The sequence below is a fragment of the Acinetobacter sp. C26M genome (assembly GCF_023702675.1).
In the GTDB taxonomy this organism is placed as follows: domain Bacteria; phylum Pseudomonadota; class Gammaproteobacteria; order Pseudomonadales; family Moraxellaceae; genus Acinetobacter.
This window is the reverse complement of the sequence record NZ_CP098478.1, coordinates 1,166,906-1,187,961: the sequence shown is the minus strand read 5'-3', so window position 1 is coordinate 1,187,961 and position 21,056 is coordinate 1,166,906. Positions and strand designations below refer to the sequence as shown.

At 41.7% G+C, this 21,056-nt stretch carries 17 protein-coding genes; 7 read left to right on the top strand and 10 right to left on the bottom strand.

Translation table 11 applies throughout. From position 1 onward, the window contains the following. Positions 1-283: 283 nt before the first annotated feature. The 3 genes from NDN11_RS05365 to catM all read right to left on the bottom strand — a co-directional run bounded on the left by NDN11_RS05365 (position 284) and on the right by catM (position 4,685). Complete coding sequence (locus tag NDN11_RS05365) at positions 284-1,963, bottom strand: SEL1-like repeat protein (protein WP_251110995.1); 1,680 nt, start codon at positions 1,961-1,963, stop codon at positions 284-286. Positions 1,964-2,211: 248 nt separating this feature from the next. Continuing rightward, the gene (locus NDN11_RS05360) at positions 2,212-3,477 is read right to left on the bottom strand and encodes an OprD family outer membrane porin (RefSeq protein ID WP_251110994.1); all 1,266 of its coding nucleotides are present in this window, start codon (positions 3,475-3,477) and stop codon (positions 2,212-2,214) included. Positions 3,478-3,767: 290 nt separating this feature from the next. Then, on the bottom strand, positions 3,768-4,685 hold the full coding sequence (gene catM / locus NDN11_RS05355; protein ID WP_151714865.1) for a cis,cis-muconate-binding transcription regulator CatM: 918 nt from the start codon (positions 4,683-4,685) through the stop codon (positions 3,768-3,770). Positions 4,686-4,789: 104 nt separating this feature from the next. Here catM and NDN11_RS05350 point away from each other — a divergent pair, with 104 nt between their 5' ends. The 7 genes from NDN11_RS05350 to pcaD all read left to right on the top strand — a co-directional run bounded on the left by NDN11_RS05350 (position 4,790) and on the right by pcaD (position 10,797). Further along, complete coding sequence (locus tag NDN11_RS05350) at positions 4,790-5,899, top strand: muconate/chloromuconate family cycloisomerase (protein ID WP_251110993.1); 1,110 nt, start codon at positions 4,790-4,792, stop codon at positions 5,897-5,899. A 14-nt stretch (positions 5,900-5,913) separates the two neighbouring features. Then, a complete protein-coding gene (gene catC, locus NDN11_RS05345) occupies positions 5,914-6,204 on the top strand; it encodes a muconolactone Delta-isomerase (RefSeq protein ID WP_004654828.1) in 291 nt (96 codons plus the stop codon). A 119-nt stretch (positions 6,205-6,323) separates the two neighbouring features. Further along, complete coding sequence (catA, locus tag NDN11_RS05340; RefSeq protein WP_005190518.1) at positions 6,324-7,244, top strand: catechol 1,2-dioxygenase; 921 nt, start codon at positions 6,324-6,326, stop codon at positions 7,242-7,244. A gap of 119 nt (positions 7,245-7,363) precedes the next feature. Beyond that, on the top strand, positions 7,364-8,047 hold the full coding sequence (locus NDN11_RS05335) for a 3-oxoacid CoA-transferase subunit A (RefSeq protein ID WP_251110992.1): 684 nt from the start codon (positions 7,364-7,366) through the stop codon (positions 8,045-8,047). A gap of 2 nt (positions 8,048-8,049) precedes the next feature. Beyond that, positions 8,050-8,703 carry a 3-oxoacid CoA-transferase subunit B gene (locus NDN11_RS05330; RefSeq protein ID WP_167248119.1) on the top strand — a complete coding sequence of 218 codons (654 nt, stop codon included), beginning with the start codon at positions 8,050-8,052 and terminating at the stop codon, positions 8,701-8,703. Positions 8,704-8,793: 90 nt separating this feature from the next. Then, a complete protein-coding gene (gene pcaF / locus NDN11_RS05325) occupies positions 8,794-10,008 on the top strand; it encodes a 3-oxoadipyl-CoA thiolase (RefSeq protein WP_251110991.1) in 1,215 nt (404 codons plus the stop codon). 9 nt (positions 10,009-10,017) lie between these two features. Then, positions 10,018-10,797, top strand: a complete 780-nt coding sequence (gene pcaD, locus NDN11_RS05320) for a 3-oxoadipate enol-lactonase (protein WP_251110990.1) — start codon at positions 10,018-10,020, stop codon at positions 10,795-10,797. 63 nt (positions 10,798-10,860) lie between these two features. Here pcaD and NDN11_RS05315 read toward each other — a convergent pair whose 3' ends face one another. The 7 genes from NDN11_RS05315 to NDN11_RS05285 form a co-directional block, all read right to left on the bottom strand. Continuing rightward, positions 10,861-12,348, bottom strand: a complete 1,488-nt coding sequence (locus NDN11_RS05315; protein ID WP_251110989.1) for an aldehyde dehydrogenase family protein — start codon at positions 12,346-12,348, stop codon at positions 10,861-10,863. 42 nt (positions 12,349-12,390) lie between these two features. Further along, positions 12,391-13,998 carry a GMC family oxidoreductase gene (locus NDN11_RS05310; RefSeq protein WP_251110988.1) on the bottom strand — a complete coding sequence of 536 codons (1,608 nt, stop codon included), beginning with the start codon at positions 13,996-13,998 and terminating at the stop codon, positions 12,391-12,393. Between the two features lie 66 nt (positions 13,999-14,064). Further along, the gene (locus tag NDN11_RS05305) at positions 14,065-15,342 is read right to left on the bottom strand and encodes a hypothetical protein (protein WP_251110987.1); all 1,278 of its coding nucleotides are present in this window, start codon (positions 15,340-15,342) and stop codon (positions 14,065-14,067) included. Positions 15,343-15,425: 83 nt separating this feature from the next. Beyond that, the gene (gene tynA, locus NDN11_RS05300; RefSeq protein ID WP_251111495.1) at positions 15,426-17,741 is read right to left on the bottom strand and encodes a primary-amine oxidase; all 2,316 of its coding nucleotides are present in this window, start codon (positions 17,739-17,741) and stop codon (positions 15,426-15,428) included. A gap of 203 nt (positions 17,742-17,944) precedes the next feature. Continuing rightward, a complete protein-coding gene (gene feaR / locus NDN11_RS05295) occupies positions 17,945-18,862 on the bottom strand; it encodes a transcriptional regulator FeaR (RefSeq protein ID WP_167248386.1) in 918 nt (305 codons plus the stop codon). 201 nt (positions 18,863-19,063) lie between these two features. Beyond that, positions 19,064-20,023: a p-hydroxyphenylacetate 3-hydroxylase reductase component gene (locus tag NDN11_RS05290; protein WP_167515410.1), complete on the bottom strand. Its 960-nt coding sequence runs from the start codon at positions 20,021-20,023 to the stop codon at positions 19,064-19,066. Between the two features lie 66 nt (positions 20,024-20,089). Continuing rightward, positions 20,090-21,043 (bottom strand): PDR/VanB family oxidoreductase, encoded by a 954-nt coding sequence (locus tag NDN11_RS05285; RefSeq protein ID WP_251110986.1) that lies wholly within the window; start codon positions 21,041-21,043, stop codon positions 20,090-20,092. Between the last annotated feature and the right edge of the window lie 13 nt (positions 21,044-21,056).

Sequence of the window (21,056 nt, the reverse complement as noted above, 5' to 3'; positions counted from 1 at the left end):
TGACAATAATAATGATAATTATTATCAATAATAACATTAACTCTCTATTCCTCCATATATTCAAGTCATCAATAACAACAAAAGCTTATGAGATATAGAAGACGATCAATGAATCTTAACAATTAAAAAAGTGCTCAACTTTAAGAAGATGTTGAACTCAGGTTTTGGTGATTTTGATAAAAAATAGAAAAAAATTCAGTCAAAAAATCATCAATTCACTCATTTTTCTGTTAATTATTTTTTAAATTTTCTTTATAGGCTTTCACTTGTTTATCATAAGTAATTAGTTCTTCACGGCCTCATTAAATTTTTTGTACCATGTCTCAGCCTGAATTTTATTTTGGTCTACACATAGCCCTTTAGAATATAAATCACCCAAGTTATACATTGCTCTGCGCTCTCCTAGATTAGCTGACTTATGAAACCAACTTAAGGCAAGTTTACAATCTGGCCTAACACCTATTCCCTCTAAATAAGCCATTCCCATATTATTTTGCGCAATTGGGTGATTTTGTTGTGCCGCTGCCAACCACCACTTAACTGCTTCAACATCATAACCTTTATTTTCGGACTTATTTGCTTCATGATAAATCATACCAAGCTGAAATTGCATATCGGCATTACCTTTTTCAGCAGCTTTACGTAACCAATTTAAAGCTTTTGTATAATTCTGAGTTATACCCTCTCCTTTAAAATACATCCACCCTAAGATGTATTGGGCAACAGTATTACCCTGCTCTGCAGCTTTAAGAAACCAACTTACGGCTTGGGTATAATCCTGACTTACCCCTTGTCCTTGGGCATATATTAAACCCAGATTTTTTTGTGCTTCTGAATTTCCCTGTTCTGCAGCTTTAAGGTACCAATTTATGGCTTGAACTTCATCTTTGCGTACACCATATCCATGTTTATAGATTAAACCTAAATTATTTTGTGCAGCAGCATTATCTTGTTCAACAGCTTTATTGAACCAATTTAAGGCTTGAGAATAATCTTGGCTTACACCTATCCCTAGTCGATACATCAAGCCTAAGTTATTCTGAGCATTTGCATTACCTTGCTCAGCAGCCTTAAGAAACCAGTTTAAGGCTTGGTTGTAATCCTTTGCTGTACCTTGCCCCTGAACATATAATAAACCTAAATTATTTTGCGCTTCGGCGTTGCCTTGCTCAGCAGCTTTACGGTACCAGTTCACCGCTTGAACATTATCATTATCAACACCCTGCCCCAATCGATACATTTGTCCCAGATTATATTGTGCAACTGTTTCACCTTGTTCAGCAGCCTTAAGAAACCAGTTAAAGGCTTGCTTATAATCCTGTGCTGTACCTTGTCCCTGAACATATATTAAGCCTAAATTCTTTTGCGCTTCGGCGTTGCCCTGCTCAGCAGCTTTAAGATACAAACTGACAGCTTGAGAATAGTCTTGACTTAAACCTTGCCCTAATTGATACATTACGCCCAAATTATTTTGAGCATGAGCATTACCCTGCTCAACAGCTTTACGATACCAACTTAAGGCTTGAGAATAATCTTGTCTTACACCTTGCCCGAGTTGATACATTAGACCTAAATTATTTTGCGCTTGAGCATTACCTTGCTCAGCAGCTTTAAGATACCAATTAGCAGCTTGATCATCGTCTTGACGTATTCCAAGCCCTAAGCGATACATCTGCCCGAGGTTGTATTGTGCATTGGCATTGCCTTGTTCTACAGCTTTACGAAACCAATACAAGGCTAGCGAATAATCCTGAGTTATATCTTGTCTTTTTAAATAGATTATTCCTAAAGCAAGCTGAGATTTTACATCTCCTTGTCTTGCTAACACATTCAATTCTTTAAAGTTAGTCACATTATTTTCTTTCTGAATATTTATAACCTGACCATCATCATAGCTCGCTCGTGTAATTTCATTGCTTAATATTAAAATTCCGATCAACACGATAAAGCTACTTTTCTTCATAAATTATCCTATTACTTGTATTTTTTATTTAAATTTTAAAATTGGTTATTCCATATTATTAAAAACTTATCTACAACGTATGTAATAGCATTGTCTACTACCAATATAATGCTATATTCCGTAGAACAATTAAATAAAAAGTTTCTATTTTATAATAATAAGACCCACCTATTTAACTAATATCGATAGAATAAATGGGTCGAGGTACAAGATCTAATACAATAAAGTGATATTCATACAATGTTAAATCAGAACTTATGTGTATACGTCGTCATGATTCGATTTTCGACAAAATCTGTACCTGGATTATTGCCTGCACCATATTTAATATCAGCGCGAATATGTCGCCATTCAAAACCGAGACCTTTTAGTTTACCTTCTGGTACGGTGTAATTGACGATCACATTCTTCTCAGTTTCTTTATTATCTTTAAAGCCTTCCCGATAGATTTCACTACCATTTAAATAACGTAAAGTCAGTTTTAGCCCAGGAATACCCTGCTCTTTAAAGTCATAACTATATAAAACATGCCAAGTGAACTCTTTGGCTTTGTAGAAAGCAATTGCTGACCAACTCTGTAAATAGGCTTGTGGTACATAACCATTTAACAGAGGAATATTGTCCTCACCCATATGCTTTTGCAGACCCGTCAAAATGGTATGTGGTCCATTTTGCACACTGGCTTGCAGACCGATCGACTGGACATCAATATCGCCAAAATAAGCATCCCCATCTTCTTTATAATTAAAGTAGCGGGCATCTACTTTGAGCTTGCTTTTGTTGACTGTTTCCGTATAGGCCGCACTCAAATATTGTTGTTGGTAAATATCTTCAAGCTGCCCAAACCAATAAGAACCCGTCAACTGAGGAGTAAAATTATAATCAAGCCCCAAGAAATTCAACCCGTCACTTCTTTTGTTTGGGTCAGTCGAGTTGCCTAAGGTAAATTTTCGATATTCATCATCATCTCGAGCATTCACATGGGTAAAACGCCCTGCCGATACTTTTAAATTTTTAATGTCTTTACTTTCCAGCATTGCGCCTGCGTAGGTGGTGACCAATTGTCGAGAATCATCAATAAACAGTACCGGTGTTTTTGGGAAAAGCTCACCCACTTTCAGTTCAGTATTGTGATATTTAAATTTTAAAGTCGCGCCTAATTTTAAATAATCACGTTCCTGCCGACCTTCGTGCTGATCATATTTAAATACGGTATCCAGACGTTCATCATAGCGATCCGTTAAACGCAGGGCATATTGAAATCCCAGATCCAAACCAACTTGAAGCGGTGTATCGGTATAACCTGATTCAAAGCGTCCTGTCATCGCCTGAGACCAACTGCCTAAATCTTTATTGGTATTTTCAAAATCCCGTTCCAAGTAAAAATTACGCAGATAAATGCTTTTTTCGCTGTCTTCGAAAAAATCTGCATAAGCCGCATTGATGTTTAGACAACCAAAGAGTGTATATAAGGCTACGCGCTGTGCTTTATACAGCGTATCTGGTTTTAACATGGGAAATCCTTTCCTGAGTATTTGAAATTCTTATTCATTCACGCTGAGAGTTAAGACCGCCCTCACAACTGAGACCATGCTTGCCGATACCTTTAAAACTGACATAAATTCAGAAAGATATATTTGAGCAAATAATGATCATGCCCTATTATTTGAATTGTTAATGTAATTTTCCATAGATAATGAAGTATATAGTTATACCTTTAAAGTCTTCTGTAAGACCCTTTCAAAGATAAATAAAAAAGCGGTCTTCTTGACCGCCTCTAAATACATGAATCATTCCAATCAACTTAGTCACCTTCAAGTTGTATCGGAATTCCCTCTTCTTCAAATACCTGCTTAATACATTCCAAAATCTGCGGTAGATAGGGGCTCTGATCCATATTGCGTACTGCCAAAGAAATTGGTGTATAGGCCTCTAAATCTAGGATTGGGATATACACCAGATTTTTCATGCCGATATCACTGGCACTTTCTGGAATAAGACAAATCCCCTCACCTGATGACACCAAACCAAGCGCCATATGAATTTCACGTACTTCAACGATGTCTTTAGGTACCAGCCCCAAGTCAGTAAAAATCGATTGAATCAAGGTGGAAAAATTCGGTTTTTGGGTCGCGGGATAAGAAAAAATAGGTTCATCAATAATCTGGGACAGATAAATACCCTGATCGATAAAGCGAGTTAAATGATGGTTTTTATGAATGGCTAATTTGAGCTTTTCTTTGCGCAACAAAATCCGTTTAATTGCAGGATCACTAATTCTTAAACGTCCAAACCCTAAATCGATTTTACCTAACTTTAACGCTTCGATCTGATCCTTGGTGCCGTGTTCAATCAACTCCACCTGAATATCAGGATGGTTTTGACGGAATAAATAAATCACTTGCGGTAATAGTGCATAAAGTAATGAACTGACATAGCCAATACGCACAATCTTATTCACTGTGCTAATGCGTTTTGCCATGGAAGCCGCTTGGGCGGTATGAGTCAAAATCTGCACCGCATGCTGATAAAAGAACTGCCCCGCTTCTGTGGTTTTTACAGGTCGCGAACCGCGTTCAAATAGCAGGATTCCGAGTTCTTCTTCCAGTTTTTGGATCTGACGGCTTAATGGCGGTTGTGCAATACATAACTTTTCTGCCGCTTTGGTAATGCTCTGCTCCTCGACCACCGTCACGAAATAACGAAGATGTCTTAATTCCATTTAATATACCTTTTAAGTATCTAAAAATACCAAATTCAGCCTAGTTATAGATATTACATTAATTTAGGGTATGTAAATAGCTTAGGACGAAAGAAATACCAAAGATGTATAAATCCATAGAAACCCTACTTGTCGAGATCCCAACCATCCGTCCACATAAGATGGCGGTTGCAACCATGCAAACCCAAACCTTAGTCCTCATTAAAGTGACAACAGAAGATGGTTTTATCGGTTGGGGGGAAGCAACGACCATTGGTGGCTTGGGTTATGGAGATGAAAGTCCTGAAAGTGTCAAAACCAATATCGCACATTACTTTTCGCCATTGTTAAAAAGCTTGGACAGTTTTAATGTGGCTCAAGCACTACAGGTCATTCAAAATAACATCAATGGGAACCGTTTTGCTAAATGTGCCATCCAAACAGCACTACTGGATATTCAGGCGCAGCGTTTAGGTTTACCGCTCAGTGAAGTCTTAGGTGGGCGCCTACGTGATAGTGTTCCTGTACTTTGGGTTTTAGCCTCAGGCAATACTGAAAAGGACATTGCTGAAGCAGAAAAAATGGTTGCGTTAAAACGCCACAATGTATTCAAGCTCAAGATCGGCTCTCGCCCTGTTGAGCAGGATGTTGAACATGTACTGGCGATTAAACAAGCCTTGGGGGCAGAGGTTTCGATTCGTGTCGATGTCAACCGCGCATGGTCTGAGTTGAATGCGATTAAAGGGATTCAAATGCTTCAGGACGGTGGAGTTGATCTGATCGAGCAACCGTGCGCGATTCACAATATTGAAGCCATGCAACGTCTGACGCGCAAGTTCGATATTGCCATTATGGCGGATGAATCTTTAACGGGTCCGCAAAGTGCTTATCAACTAGCAAAAAGCAATGCTGCCTCAGTATTTGCAGTAAAAATTGCCCAATCAGGTGGTCTGATTGAAGCCTGTGAGGTCGGGAAAATTGCCACTCTGGCAGGGATTGATCTTTACGGTGGCACCATGTTGGAAGGTCCTGTTGGCACCATTGCTTCCGCACATGCCTTCTCTACTTTTAGCAATTTAGCCGCAGGCACGGAACTGTTTGGTCCGCTACTACTCACGGAAGAAATTTTAAAAACACCACTCCAATATGGCAATTTTGAACTCAAAATTCCAACTGGCCCAGGTCTCGGTATTGAACTGGATGAAGACAAAATCGACAACTTACGTCGTCAATAATTTAAGGAGTTGCCATGCTTTTTCATGTACGAATGGATGTAAATATCCCGCTCGATATGCCAGTTGAACAAGCCAATCAAATTAAAGCAGTTGAAAAGGCCTATTCACAAGATTTACAACGTCAAGGCAAATGGCGTCATATCTGGCGCATCACTGGACAATACTCAAACATCAGTATCTTTGATGTGGACAGCAATGAGGAACTGCACAATATTTTACAGGGACTGCCTTTATATCCCTACATGAATATTGAAGTGATGGCGATGAATCGTCACCCATCAGCCATTCGTGAAGATGACAGCTAAACGCGCATAGCAGATAAAGTTAAAAACAGAATTTGAACAAGGAATGTGGCAAGCCAAGCAAGCAGCAAAACAGCAAGTTCGCAAGCCACCAAAAACTATCATACTTCAGGAGATTATGTATGAACCGTCAAGAAATCGATGCACTGGTTAAAAAAATGAATGTGGATACCGCGACAGGTGAAGTCAATCCACGTGTACAACAAATTGTGGTTCGTCTGCTCGGTGATCTTTTTCAGGCGATTGAAGATTTAGATATCTCGCAAAGTGAACTATGGAAAGGTCTGGAATACTTTACCGATGCAGGCCAAGCCAATGAACTTGGCTTATTGGCAGCAGGCTTAGGTCTAGAGCATTATCTAGATTTGCGTGCCGATGAAGCAGATGCCAAAGCAGGTATTACGGGTGGTACACCACGTACTATTGAAGGTCCATTGTATGTGGCTGGTGCGCCTGAATCTGTCGGTTTCGCCCGTATGGATGACGGTTCTGAATCGGACAAAGTCGATACTTTATTCATCGAAGGAACTGTAACCGATCCTGAAGGCAATATTATCGAAGGCGCTAAAGTTGAAGTGTGGCATGCTAACAGCCTAGGTAACTATTCGTTCTTTGATAAATCTCAATCTGACTTTAACTTACGTCGTACCATTTTGTCGGATGCCAATGGTCACTATGTGGCACAAACAACCATGCCTGTGGGTTATGGCTGCCCACCAGAAGGGACCACACAAGCTGTGCTGAACTTACTCGGTCGTCACGGTAACCGCCCTTCTCATGTGCACTATTTTGTGTCTGCACCGGGTTATCGCAAATTAACCACGCAGTTCAATATCGAAGGTGATCAATACCTGTGGGATGATTTTGCATTTGCAACACGTGAAGGCTTGGTCGCAACTGCTGTTGATGTGACTGATGAAGCTGAACTTGCTCGTCGTGGTGTGAATAAGCCATTCAAACACATTACCTTTAATGTTGAATTGGTTGCAGAAAAAACAGGTGCGCCAACTACCGAAGTTGACCGTCGTCGTGTCGGTGCTTAACACCACAAATTTACTGTGAGCTAGACCTTAGCTCACAGTTTTTAAATTTCTATGCATACCCGTTTATACAGTAATTCGTATGTATAGAAATTTGAAAACATGGATAAAAGGTTGGCCTTATGATTGATAAAAGTACCCTCACATTGACTGAGGCACTGTCACAGATCAAGGATGGCGCAACCATCATGATTGGTGGCTTTGGCACCGCAGGACAACCCGCAGAACTGATTGATGGATTGATCGAACTCGGGATCAAAGATCTGGTCATCGTCAATAATAATGCAGGTAATGGCGATTATGGTTTGGCCAAACTGCTTAAAACAGGTGCTGTACGTAAGATCATCTGTTCTTTCCCTCGTCAGTCAGACTCATGGGTATTCGATGAACTGTATCATGCTGGCAAAATTGAACTGGAACTGGTACCACAAGGCAATCTAGCGTGCCGTATTCAAGCTGCAGGTATGGGCCTCGGTGCAGTCTTCACGCCAACTGGCTTTGGTACTTTATTGGCAGAAGGTAAAGAAACCCGTCATATCGAGGGCAAAGACTATGTACTTGAGTATCCAATTAAAGCCGACTTTGCCTTGATCAAAGCTCATCAAGGTGATCGTTGGGGCAATCTGGTTTATAACAAATCTGCACGTAACTTTGGCCCAATCATGGCCATGGCTGCGGATGTCACTATTGCTCAAGTTTCTGAACTGGTCGAACTGGGGCAACTTGATCCTGAACACATCATTACCCCTGGGATTTTTGTACAGCATCTAGTCGCTGTCGATGCAGCCAATGGTACAGGAGCATAAACATGAGCTATCAAAAACTAAGCCGTGACCAAATTGCTGAACGTGTCGCACAAGATATTCCCGATGGTGCTTATGTCAATTTAGGCATTGGCCTACCAACCAAGATTTCCAATTATCTTCCTGCCGATAAAGATGTGTTCTTACATTCTGAAAATGGCTTGCTGGCATTCGGTCCACCACCTGCCAAAGGTGAAGAAGATCCTGAGTTGATTAATGCAGGTAAGGAATACGTCACTATGCTTACTGGCGGCAGCTTTTTCCACCATGGCGATTCCTTTGCCATGATGCGTGGCGGGCATTTGGATATTGCCGTGCTTGGTGCTTTCCAAGTAGCAGCCAATGGTGATCTAGCCAACTGGCATACTGGTGCGGCAGATGCAATTCCTGCGGTAGGTGGTGCGATGGATTTGGCGGTAGGTGCCAAGAAAGTGTTTATCACCACCGATCACAACACCAAGCAGGGTGAACCCAAGATTGTTGAAACCCTTTCATATCCAGCCACAGGCTTGAAATGTGTCGATCGTATTTATACCGATCTGTGTGTGATTGATGTGACCACAGAAGGTTTAAAAGTGATTGAGAAAGTGGATGGTCTGAGCTTTGATGAGTTACAGGCATTGACGGGTGCTCAATTGATTGATGCGACACAAGGATAATGAATCTCCCCTAACCCCTCTTTAAAAAGAGGGGAACTCCTCCCTTTATTAAAGGGAGGTTGGGAGGGATTTTAGATAATGGAAAAACACATGAAAAACGCTTATATCATCGATGCCATCCGTACACCATTCGGTCGTTATGCCGGTGGTCTTGCACCTGTACGTGCTGATGACTTGGGAGCTATTCCAATTCAAGCCTTGATGCAACGCAATCCAAGTGTCGATTGGCAACAAGTGGATGATGTGATCTATGGCTGTGCCAATCAGGCAGGTGAAGACAATCGCAACGTTGGACGTATGTCAGCACTATTGGCAGGTTTACCTTATCAAGTGCCTGCTACCACAGTGAACCGTTTATGTGGTTCATCTTTAGATGCCATTGCGATGGCGGCACGTGCGATTAAAGCCAATGAAGCTGACCTAATTATTGCAGGTGGTGTCGAAAGCATGAGTCGTGCGCCTTATGTAATGGGCAAATCAGATAGTGCCTTTGGCCGTAACCAAAAGATTGAAGACACCACCATGGGCTGGCGTTTTATTAATCCAAAACTGAAAGAAATGTATGGTGTAGATACCATGCCACAAACGGCTGAAAACGTGGCGGAACAATTTAAGATTAATCGTGCCGACCAAGACCAGTTTGCACTTAACAGCCAACAACGTACGGCAACGGCGCAAGAAAATGGCTTCTTTAAAAATGAAATCGTGCCTGTCAGCATTCCACAGCGTAAGGGTGATGCAGTTATGGTGGATACCGATGAGCATCCACGTGCATCAACCACATTGGAAACGTTGACTAAACTCAAGGGTGTGGTGAAAGCCGAAGGTACCGTCACAGCAGGTAATGCCTCCGGGATTAATGATGGTGCAGCAGCATTGCTAATCGCTTCTGATGAAGCGGTAGAAAAATACCAGCTCAAGCCACGTGCCAAAATCATTGCCGCGACTACCGTTGGGGTTGAACCACGGATTATGGGTTTTGCGCCTGCACCTGCAATCAAGAAATTACTGAAACAGGCCAATCTGTCTCTAGCTCAGATGGACGTGATTGAACTGAATGAAGCCTTTGCGGCACAGGCTTTAGCAGTGACGCGTGATTTGGGTTTGGCGGATGATGATGCACGAATTAACCCAAATGGTGGTGCAATTGCCTTGGGTCATCCTTTAGGTGCTTCAGGTGCGCGTCTAGTCACCACCGCCTTAAACCAGCTTGAACAGATCCAAGGTCAATATGCCTTGTGTTCGATGTGTATTGGTGTTGGTCAAGGGATTGCCTTGATTATTCAACGTATCGAACAAAATTAAGGAAGAGTAATGTCAGTTTTTCAATCCGCCGATGCACAGATCAACTATCAGACTTTTGGCGATCCCAGCTCCCCTGCACTGGTGTTTTCCAACTCTTTGGGTACTAACTATGGCATGTGGCAGAAGCAGTTCAATTATTTTAAAGAACACTTTTATGTGATTTGTTATGACACACGCGGTCATGGCTCATCTTCAACACCAACAGGCCCATATACGCTGCAACAACTCGGTGAAGATGTCATTCGCCTACTCGATCATTTAAAGATCGAAAAAACTCATTTCTGTGGTATTTCCATGGGTGGAATAACAGGTCAATGGCTTGCTATTCATTATCCAGAACGTTTTCAGCGAGTGGTTGTGAGTAATACTGCCGCGAAGATTGGACAGGAACAAGCATGGCTGGATCGTGCTCAACTGGTTCGAAAGCAAGGTTTAGTTCCAATCGCCACAACAGCAGCATCACGCTGGTTTACAGATCCCTTTATCCAAAGTCACCCTGCAATCGTCAATAATCTGTGTAACGACTTAAGTGCTGGCAGCGCAAATGGTTATGCCAATTGTTGCGAGGCTTTGGCTAAAGCGGATGTCCGTGATCAACTCAAAGACATCCACATTCCCGTTTTGGTGATTGCAGGGACGCAAGACCCTGTCACTACCGTTGCCGATGGCCAATTTATGCAACAACAGATACCACAATCGAAACTGGTCGAAATCAATGCCTCACATATTTCAAATATTGAGCAGGCAGAAAGCTTCAATCATATTTTAAAGGACTTTCTGACTGACTAGCTGATCAAGTTAATCATTAAAAAATGGCCTGAAATGGCCATTTTTTTTATATCTTACATATCGTTAATATCGAATCATCACCGATTTAAGTTCAGTATAATCATCAATGAATGCATCAGAAAACTCTCGACCAAGACCAGAAGCTTTCACCCCGCCAAATGGTACAGATGGATCTAGGAAGGTATGCATATTGACCCAAACCGAACCTGCCTCAATTTTGGGGATCAAACGCAAAGCTTTTGCCAAATCATTGGTCCAAATACTGGCTGTCAAACCAAAACGCGAGTGATTCATCATTGAAATCAACTCTTCATCACTTTCAAAAGGGATCACATCGACCACAGGACCAAAGGTTTCTTCAATAAATAAAGGATCATCAATCCCCTGCACTTTAAGTAATGTCGGTTCTACAAAATACCCAATACCTTGGATGGCTTGACCACCACAAATCACTTGATCATTTTGCTGTGCAAGGTCGAGATAATGTTTAACCTTATCAAAATGCGGTTTATTAGACAGTGGTCCAAACATACTGGATTCATCTAAAGGCGAACCAATTGTTATCTGTTGAATTGCTCCTGTCACCTTTTCTACAAATTCATTATATTTGGACTGATGCACAAAGAAACGCTCTGGTGCTGCACAAACCTGCCCCTGATGTACAAAGGTTGCCTGTAACAAGGTTGGTAGGATTTCATCCAGATTGGCATCAACTAAAATGGCTGCAGCATTTTTTCCACCGAGTTCCAGACTGACCCGAGTAAGATCATTCTTCATCGCTTGTTGACCAATCGCAATACCCGTAGGAACTGACCCTGTAAAAGAGACTTTTTTCACCAAAGGTGAATTGATTAAATGTTGTCCAGCCTCCCCTTTACCTGTGACCACATTAATCACTCCTGCTGGAATTCCTGCTTCAATTGCAAGTTCAGCCAAACGTAATAATGACAAAGTGGTGAATTCACTCGGTTTCAGCACAATGGTACAACCTGTGGTTAATGCTGAACCTATTTTCCAGCATCCAATCATCAGAGAAAAATTCCACGGTACAATCCCTGCCACCACGCCAACAGGTTGGCGTAAGGTATAGGCTGTATATTTTTCTCCATTCATGGAGGGAATTGAGGGCTGCATGGTTTGCCCATGAATTTTGGTTGCCCAGCCCGCAAAGTACCTTAAAAAAACAACTGTTTGTGCCACTTCCAAATGGCGAGCCAGATGAATCAATTTGCCCGTTGTTAACGTTTCAAGTTGAGCCAATTCTTCAGCATGTAATTCCACTAAATCAGCTAATTTATTGAGTTTTAAACCACGTTCATAAGGTGACGTATTGGCCCAAGCATGATGAAAGGCCTCATGCGCACTCTGAACCGCTTTTTCAACTTCGTTTTGAGTCGCAATAGCAATGGTTGAAACCACCTGCTCTGTCGCAGGGTTGATCAACTCAATCCGTTCTGATGTTTCTGCTGGAATGGTTTGACCATCAATAAAGTGACCATGCTGACGAGCCATAAATTGCTGTACACTTGCTAGAATCTGTACTTCACTCATTATTTTTTCCTCTTGAATATCTAAATATTGCAATCACAGCAATTAAGCGACCTGATTTAAAATGAATTCAGCACCACGCTCGCCAATCATGATCGCAATGGCGTTGGTATTTCCGCTTGGAACTTGTGGGCAAATCGAACAGTCAATGACGCGTAAATTTTGAAAACCATGTACTTTAAGCGTCTGGTCTGTGACTGAATCTTTTGGTGTATTGCCCATTTTGCAACTACCCGCAGGGTGATAAACCGTTTTAATGTTCTGACGCATCCATGTATCAATCGCGGCAACATTCTCAGGATCAATATTTGCAGGCTCAATGATGTCTTGGACAATGGCTTTTAAGGCAGGTTGTTGTAATAAACGCAGTCCTGCCTGCACCGCACGAATATTGGCCTCAATATCCTCCTGATGACCTAAATAGTTTGGATCAATGATCGGCATTGCTTTCGGATCTCGACTACTTAAACGTAGAGTTCCTCGTGCTTTCGGCTGTATATGTCCGACTTTAATCGTCAGCCCATGTGCTTGAGCTGTGCCTTTTTCACCAGGGGTATTATCAAAGTTATCCAGTACAGGCAGGAAATGGAACTGTACGTCAGGACGGCCATTGTTGTTGGTATCGATAAAGCCACCCCCTTCAAGAATATTTGAGGTCAACACACCTGAACGGGTAAATTGCCATTGTAAAAAGTTCCGCACCGCGTTTAAGCCTTGATCTTCTCCAAGCAAGCTATTATTGCTTGTTACCGTGGCATTGACCGACATATGCAAATGATCGTGAAAATTTTCGCCTACAGGTAGGTCTTGGATACATTCAATTCCGAGTTCATCTAAATGCTGTTTTGGACCAATTCCCGAAAGCAATAAAACTTTAGGGCTGCCAATTGCCCCCGCACTTAGGATGACTTCTTTTCTTGCATTTACAGTCGTCGTCGGTTTACCAGCAATACTAAATGTCACACCCGTTACTTGATTGCCTTGAGTTTCAATATTATGTACCAATGCATCGGTAATCACAGTGAGGTCTGGATGAGCCTCAACGGATTTTAAATAAGTTTTTGAGGTGCTGGCACGTGCACCATTTCGCGTGGTGGTTTGATAGAATCCTACACCCGCTTGGTTCCAGCCATTGATATCATTGACATAGTTCATTCCCATTTGCTGACCTGCTTTAATGCAAGCAAGGGTTAAAGGATGGCGATAACGGTTTTCGCTAACGGGTAAAATGCCATCCTGTCCGTGATATTCGTCAGCAAGGCTTTCATTTTTTTCTGCTTTTTTAAAGAATGGCAGTACATCTTGATAAGACCAGTTGCTGCATCCCCATTCCGATGCCCATAAATCATAGTCCTGACGCTGTCCACGACAATAAATCATGCCATTGACTGAACTGCCACCCCCCAAGACTTTGCCTTGTGCAAGGATCATCTCTCGCTGATTGCAGTGTTTTTGTGGGACAGTCATATACGGCCATGATTTTTGTTGGAAGACTTTAATCACGGTTGCAGGAATAGTATGGAACAAACTGCTGTCTTTGCTTCCAGCTTCTAGAACCAATACCCGTCCTGCATTGGTTTGTAATAAACGCGCTGCCACAACACAACCCGCTGAACCCGCGCCAATAATGATGTAGTCATACTCTTTATCCATCTGATCTCATCCTAAACGTCTTTCTCTGACGGCACTGCTGACCGATCCACACATCCCAAATCTGATCTAATAGATGTATTGCAGAATCAATTGTGCATATAGATTGGTTTTGTCATCATAATTTTGTGTGCCACCACTGTGGATATCATGCTTTGGCTTATACAGTCCGATCAGTGGAATAACGGTGAGATTGTTATTGACTGACCAAACTGAAAACACATCCAGCTCATGCCCATCGACATTTGCCAATGACTTATTTACGGTTTGAAACTTATAGGCCAAAGCACCCAACATAAAATTCTCTTTTAAGTTCATCATGTAAGAGACTTGGTGAATATCGGCATTTTTATTGAAGGGTCCTGCATAATTTCCAGCGACTTCGCCCTGAAACCATGTTCCAAATCCAACCGTATTGCCGTAAAACATTGGGTCGTACTGATCGGAAAAATGGCTGAAACGATATCCTAGGGACGGTGTATATTTTGTAGATAAGAAGTTATAGTTTAGTCCCAGATAGCCCGCATTTTCCGTGCTGTCCTGTTTATCCTGAACCACCCATTCAGACTTTAATTGCAGTTCAGGTAAAGCTTGATAGTTCAAGCGTAAGGCATAATTCTTAAGGTCCTGACGTCCTGAAATGTGTTCGGCATCATCAAGGTCCAAGACATTTAAATAAGTAAAACCAATGCCTTTATCTTTGAGTTGATAGATCAGATCAGTCACAAACAGTTCTGATGAAAATTGTGCTTTGTTATTCGACTTTAAATACGCCAGTTTTAGCGTCGTATCTTGTTGCGGTTTATATTGAAGTAGACTGCTAAAATCGAAGCTGCGTCGTGCCGCCAAATAATAAGCCCCACCTCGATCGAGTGCACCGTCCGCAGGTACTTTACCTAGGTTTAACGCATCACCCGCAATGAAAAAACCATCACCAATCATGATATTTTGCCGACCAATACTGAAATTATAAGTCGTCAATTCATCTTTATGGGTACCATCTTTAAAGCCAATCACCCATTCATTCACATCGGTTTTACGTTCTTTTCCATTACTATTTTGACCTGCATCGCCATCACCAAATGTTGCCGAACTAATTCCGCTTAAACTGGCATAGAGCTGATGGTTTTGAAATGTTTGCTGCCCTTTGGCCCCATATTTAAGATGGCCTTCTTGCCAATTGATCCGCTGGTCATCGATGTTTTCACCGTTATAACCTTTAGCACTACTAAAAGCACCAAAGGTTGCTTCAAAAATCGGTTTAATTTCAAGCTCACCTGCATATGCAGTTGAAAAATATGAGACAAACAGCGTCCCTCTCACGACTTGAGAAAGTAAAGTTTTCATACAAAATTCCTTTTTTGTCAGCGATCTACTCAGCGCTCAGTTTTGGGTAATCGTGGATTACCCATATAACTTGATCTGCGTTGTTAGTGATGCTCGTGTTGGACATGTTCCTGTTCATCACCCAAATTCAACGTCGGGGTGTTGTCAAAGAAATTCCACGGTTTGATCAAGGTATAGACCCATTCCGTCGGCATGATTGGCCATTCTTCGGCACGTGCCACATGGGTCGTTCCTGTGGTCATCCACACCACAAGGTCTTTATTTTCAATATTTTCATTGTTCTGAATAAATTGACCTAAACCCGTATCATGAGTTGAACGATTCGAATATTTTCCTTCAGGATAACGTTCATCTGGATTGTATTGTGTCACCCAAATTTGTTTATCCATAAAGTTAAGGCGTTTAAATAGCCATTCATCTGGGGCAAAATTGGCACCCTTCGCTACTGGATGAGTTCCGCCCGCAAACGGAATCAATTGGTAAGAAACCGGATTACCTAATTTATTTTCCTTATTGAAATTGGTCAGTAAACGAATAGTAGATGGATCAAATTTTTCAGCCGCATTTTGCTCATTGCTAATCACTTTACTGTCAATTTGCATCGTGCTTGTACGCACGCCACCTCTGTCATTGGCCTTCACCACAGGGTCCATATGCATAAAGCTGTTGTTTTCCCCATCTACATCCATATCTAAGCGGAAGTTATAGATGTGCTGATGGGTTGTACCCACGATATTATGGTCAATCAGAGTGCCATATTTAGTGTCTTCTTTGGCGGTACTGTCATGCATGGTGCGTGATTTAACGCCTTTCACCGCTTCAATACCCGTTGCACCTGCATTAATCCCAATCACACCATTTTGGGCAAAGACCCAGTCAAACATATAATCGTAGTTACCCACCGTACTAATCCAGCGCACCACAAGTTCACGGCGTGCTTCGCTAGCATCCTGATCACCAAAAATTTCTTGGTGTTTATACTCAGGTCCTGCATAACGCTCAAAAATAGCGATGGCGTTCGGAATAATTTGCGGTTGTCCCTTGTAGTCGGCAATCACTGCATCCAGTAACACCGCATTTTCGGGTGCATCGGTTCCCAGTTGAATGCTTGAGGTCAGGGTTCCCATGCCGTACTCACCTGAATCCAGATAAGATTTGAAGTACCATCCCATATCTGGGTCGCCATAAGGAACCACCATGCCGCCCAAATTCCCTTCATACATGACCTTACGTTTTACCCCTTTATCCTTATAGGTGACCGTAGAAAGCTGGAGGCCGACACGTGAATCCAGTGCCACATGGAAACACCAGTTACCCCAATGTACGGTTTGTCCTGTAATGGTAAAGTTTTTACCTTCAGGTTCACTGATATTGAGCGGTTTGATTTTCGGTGGCTGAGTATTCTTGGTGGCATAAGGCCGATCAGTCATCGGTACAGGAATCATTGCCCCTTCTTCAATTTTAATAATTTTTTCTTTGTCTAAATCCACCACTGCGACAAGATTTTCAATCGGATGCGCCCAATAGTTACCATCTCCTGTATCCAGATAAGATACGACTTTTAAGACATTCAGTTGTTTATCTAAACCATCTTTCCCGCCAAAATAGCCGACAGTTAATGGATTGGTGATCACTTTCTTCACATCAGTGATGCCACGTTTACGTAAAGCATCCTGATATTCTTTACTGGATTCGATCACACGCTGAACCGTCTCGAAGTTATCCAGCAACACCATACCGTGCGTATCTTTAAGGACATTCCATTTTGTAACTTGCTGCGTATTCAGGTCTACTTCACCTTCAATTGCCTGATTGCCTTTCAATAAAATGAATGACGCCACACGGTCATCTTTATACTCTTTATGATTAATAAAGAAATCCCAGACTTTGGCCTTTTCTGGCTCCTTCAGCTTCAGCTCAGCAAAACGCATATTTTTATAGGCATACTTTGAGCGACTAATCACATCAAAGGTCTTTTTGATTTCTGCCGTATTTAAACTATTGAGCGGATGAAAGGTATTTTCAATTTTAAAGGTCTGGTCTAAACCCGACTGAAATACTTCATTGAAAAAATCTTTCCCAATAACAGGCTTACCGTCTTTGATTAATACTGGGACGCTCAGCTTTAAGGGTTTTCCATTCACCAAGACCTGATCTGAATTAGGTTTGGCTCTGACCTGCATGGAACCTTTGGTGATGGTATAGCTATTGGTGAAGTCATCTTTGACCACTTTGGCACCCTGTTCACTCATGTTTTGATAGAGTGGCACCAATTCGGCAGCCTCACCATGCGCATAAGCGGTGCTATGAACAGCACACAAACTCGCAGCGATGGATAAGTTAAACGCCAGTATTTTTTGTATCTCTTTCAATAATCTTTGTTTATGCATCACGTTGATCCTTTTTCATCTATCCCTGAGCGATCTGTATCAGATCGTTAAAATGCTCTTTGCTCTGTGTGCAGCGACTAAAATCAACTTCATATTTCAAGTCGATTGAAGCGCTTTAATCTTCCCTTATTGATTTAATTTCAACACAGTTGCATGGGTCTAGCTTGTCCAAGAATGACGTGGAACTTGTCTAAAAATGACATCAAAAATGCTTAAGCCAACATTGTCTCTCTAAATTCTTTGGGAGAGATACCATAGGTTTTTTTGAAGATTTTTGAAAAATGAGCACCATCCCAAAAGCCCCATTTCAGCGCGATTTGAGTGATCGAACTCTGCTTGTTTCTTTTATCCAGTAGATCTGTTTTGACCCTCTCGAGTCGTTTGATCTGTATGTACTTATTAATCGATAAATTTTCTTGCACAAATAATCGATAAAGATGCCGTAACGATACCCCGATATGTGCAGCAATCAACTTGGGAGAGAGATCAGGTTTTGTCAGATTTTCAATAATATAGCGCTCGGCTTTTTCCAAAAGATTATTCTGATTATTATTAATATTTTTATAATTAATGGTCGGTTTGATGAGAGCAATCAACGCATCTTCAAAGGCATTACCATCTTCAGATGCATACCAAAGCTTGATATTTTCAGGCGACATATTTTTCAGAATATTCTTCAGCAGAAAACCGCTCATATTTTGAGTGATCAACTTACCAAAATATTCAGAACTAATATTCTCTTTCAGCAATTTTTCTCGTGATAGATGCACTGAAATCTGGCTGACTAAACCTTGTGGAAACATCGAGATGGTTTCGACAGGATCAACCAAGACAATATCACCCTCATTTAAGGTCAAAGTTTCATTTTTATATTGCAGCAACATTTTGCCCGAATACTGCAAAATCAAAAAACAGAAGCGATTATTGACCCGATCAATTTCATCCGCCTTTCGGACAATTTTATTGGCGTTATTTTTAATAAAGGCAATCTCGGTATCACCCAGTAAAAAACATTGCACTTCGCCAATAAATAAATTCCGTGTCCCATCAAAGTCTGTTTCAAAATTGCCGCACACATTCTTGATATGATGCGTCCACGTTAACAGTGCATCACTCACATATTGGTTCATTCCTTCGCTCCCCTGTGCTGCAACAATTGCTAAAGTTTGTTCTTTAGCACTGCTGCTCTGTTTTGGCTTGTATGCAATCCTGTTTGATAAACAAACAAGTTGCGTGCCAAAAATTCCTCATCCTTGGAATTGTTTTTTGATTATAACCAACGAGCAATAAAGCAGCTGATAAATCAATTCAATTTATCAGCTTCACCCAGCTTATGCTACACCAGCAAAGTCTCTCAGCATGGTGATAAAGGTCTCCTTTTGCTCATCCGAATATTTTTCAAACACCTCATTTTGATGGCTATCGGCAATATCAAATAGATAATGCGCAGTTTTCTTGCCTTTTTCGGTGAGTTTAAAAAAGCCATCACTCTCAATCAGCAAACCATCTTTTTTCAAAATGGTCGCTGCCTGCTCTACTTCGCGCATCGGCATGGCAATATCACGCGGCAAATCTGCTTTATTCGAGGCAGTACCACTCCCCAGTACCAACAATAAACGCGCTTCACTGGTACGGAATCCTGTCACTAGCTGCTTTGGAATATAGTCAGTTTGATAGAACTTGAATGCACGGCTCATCAAATAACAGACATTGCTATATAAATGCCCTTGATGCATTTCACCAATATCTTCAGCTTCAACGGTGTCTTTTAACTGCAATAACGGATGTGGAATCACACCTGAATAAGCCCCTTGGTGATAGACCAGCGGACTACGTCCTTCATCCCGAAAACGTACCACTTTGCCGATAATAATCCAGTGATCCCCACCTTCAATAATCTCATGGCGTTCACATTCAAATACCGCAGAACAGTGGTCTAAAATGGGTGCTTGACCCGAACCTGTCTGATAACTGGTGCCTTCATATTTATCGATATTTCGACGTGAAAATTTATTGGATAATTCGATCTGCGAGCCCGATAAAATATTCACTGCAAAATGTGAAGCCTGTTCAAATACAGGGAAACTAGATGAGTTTTTATCAATACTCCATAAAATCAGCGGTGGATCTAGCGACACTGAATTAAAACTATTGGCAGTCACCCCCACCTTTTCACCTTGAGCATTCTGCGCAGTCACAATGGTGACACCTGTGGCAAAATTTCCCAAAGCACGTCTGAACTGCATTGGATCTATTGTGATTTCATCCATTGATTTTAGTGAATTCATTATTCTCTCCTGAATCTTTTATCCTGTTTCTGGCCGATATTTGATACCGATTTATCCTGATTAAATCGCTTAAATATCCAGTACCAATCGTGCTGACTTAGAACGTGAACAGCACACCAATATCTGCTCATTACTGGCCTTCTCTTCATCGGTAAAATACACGTCGCGATGGTCTGGCTCACCTTCAATCACATCGCACATACAGGTACCGCAAACGCCTTGTTCACATGACATTTCAATCTCAATGCCTTCTCGCGCCAAGGCCTGCAAAATGGTTTCTTCTGCATTGACCATAATGATCTTGCCGCTTTGCTGCGCCACAACTTCAAATGCATCGCCACCTGTTTCAACTTCAACCTGAAAGTATTCCTTATGAATCTGCTGCTCTGGAAAGTTTTGTGTACGGGCTAAATTGATCACCCAATCCATAAATCCATTTGGACCACAGGTATAGATATGGCTGTCTTGATCAATGTCTTGAATGGCGGATTGGAAAAACTCGCGATGGCTTGCTCCTTCCGATTTAAAATGAAAGGTCGTGAAAGGCGCCAAGATGCCCTGTTTAATTTCATCGACAAAAGCACAGCGTTCTGGGCTTGCGCCGCAGTAATGCAGTTCAAAAGAAGTGCCTTCCTGTGCCAATTGATAGGCCATCGTAATCAGTGGGGTAATCCCGATCCCACCACCCACCAGTACCGCATGTTTGGATTTCACTAAAGGAAACAGATTTTTCGGTTCGCTAACCTGAATCTGCATGCCATCTTTCAAATCATCAAAGGCCGAGACTGAACCACCACGTGATTCTGGGTCGCGTAAAATCCCAAGTCGGAACAGACCGACATCATTCGGGTTTTGGCATAATGAATACTGACGCACCATGCCATTCGGGAGGTGCACATCGATATGCGCACCTGCTTCAATTTTGGGTAATACGGTCGAATTTGCAGATTCAAATTCCATGACTGCAACATTCCCACCTTCGACATGACGGTTTTTTACCACCACGTTATAAAGTATCGTCATGATTTCTCTCCCT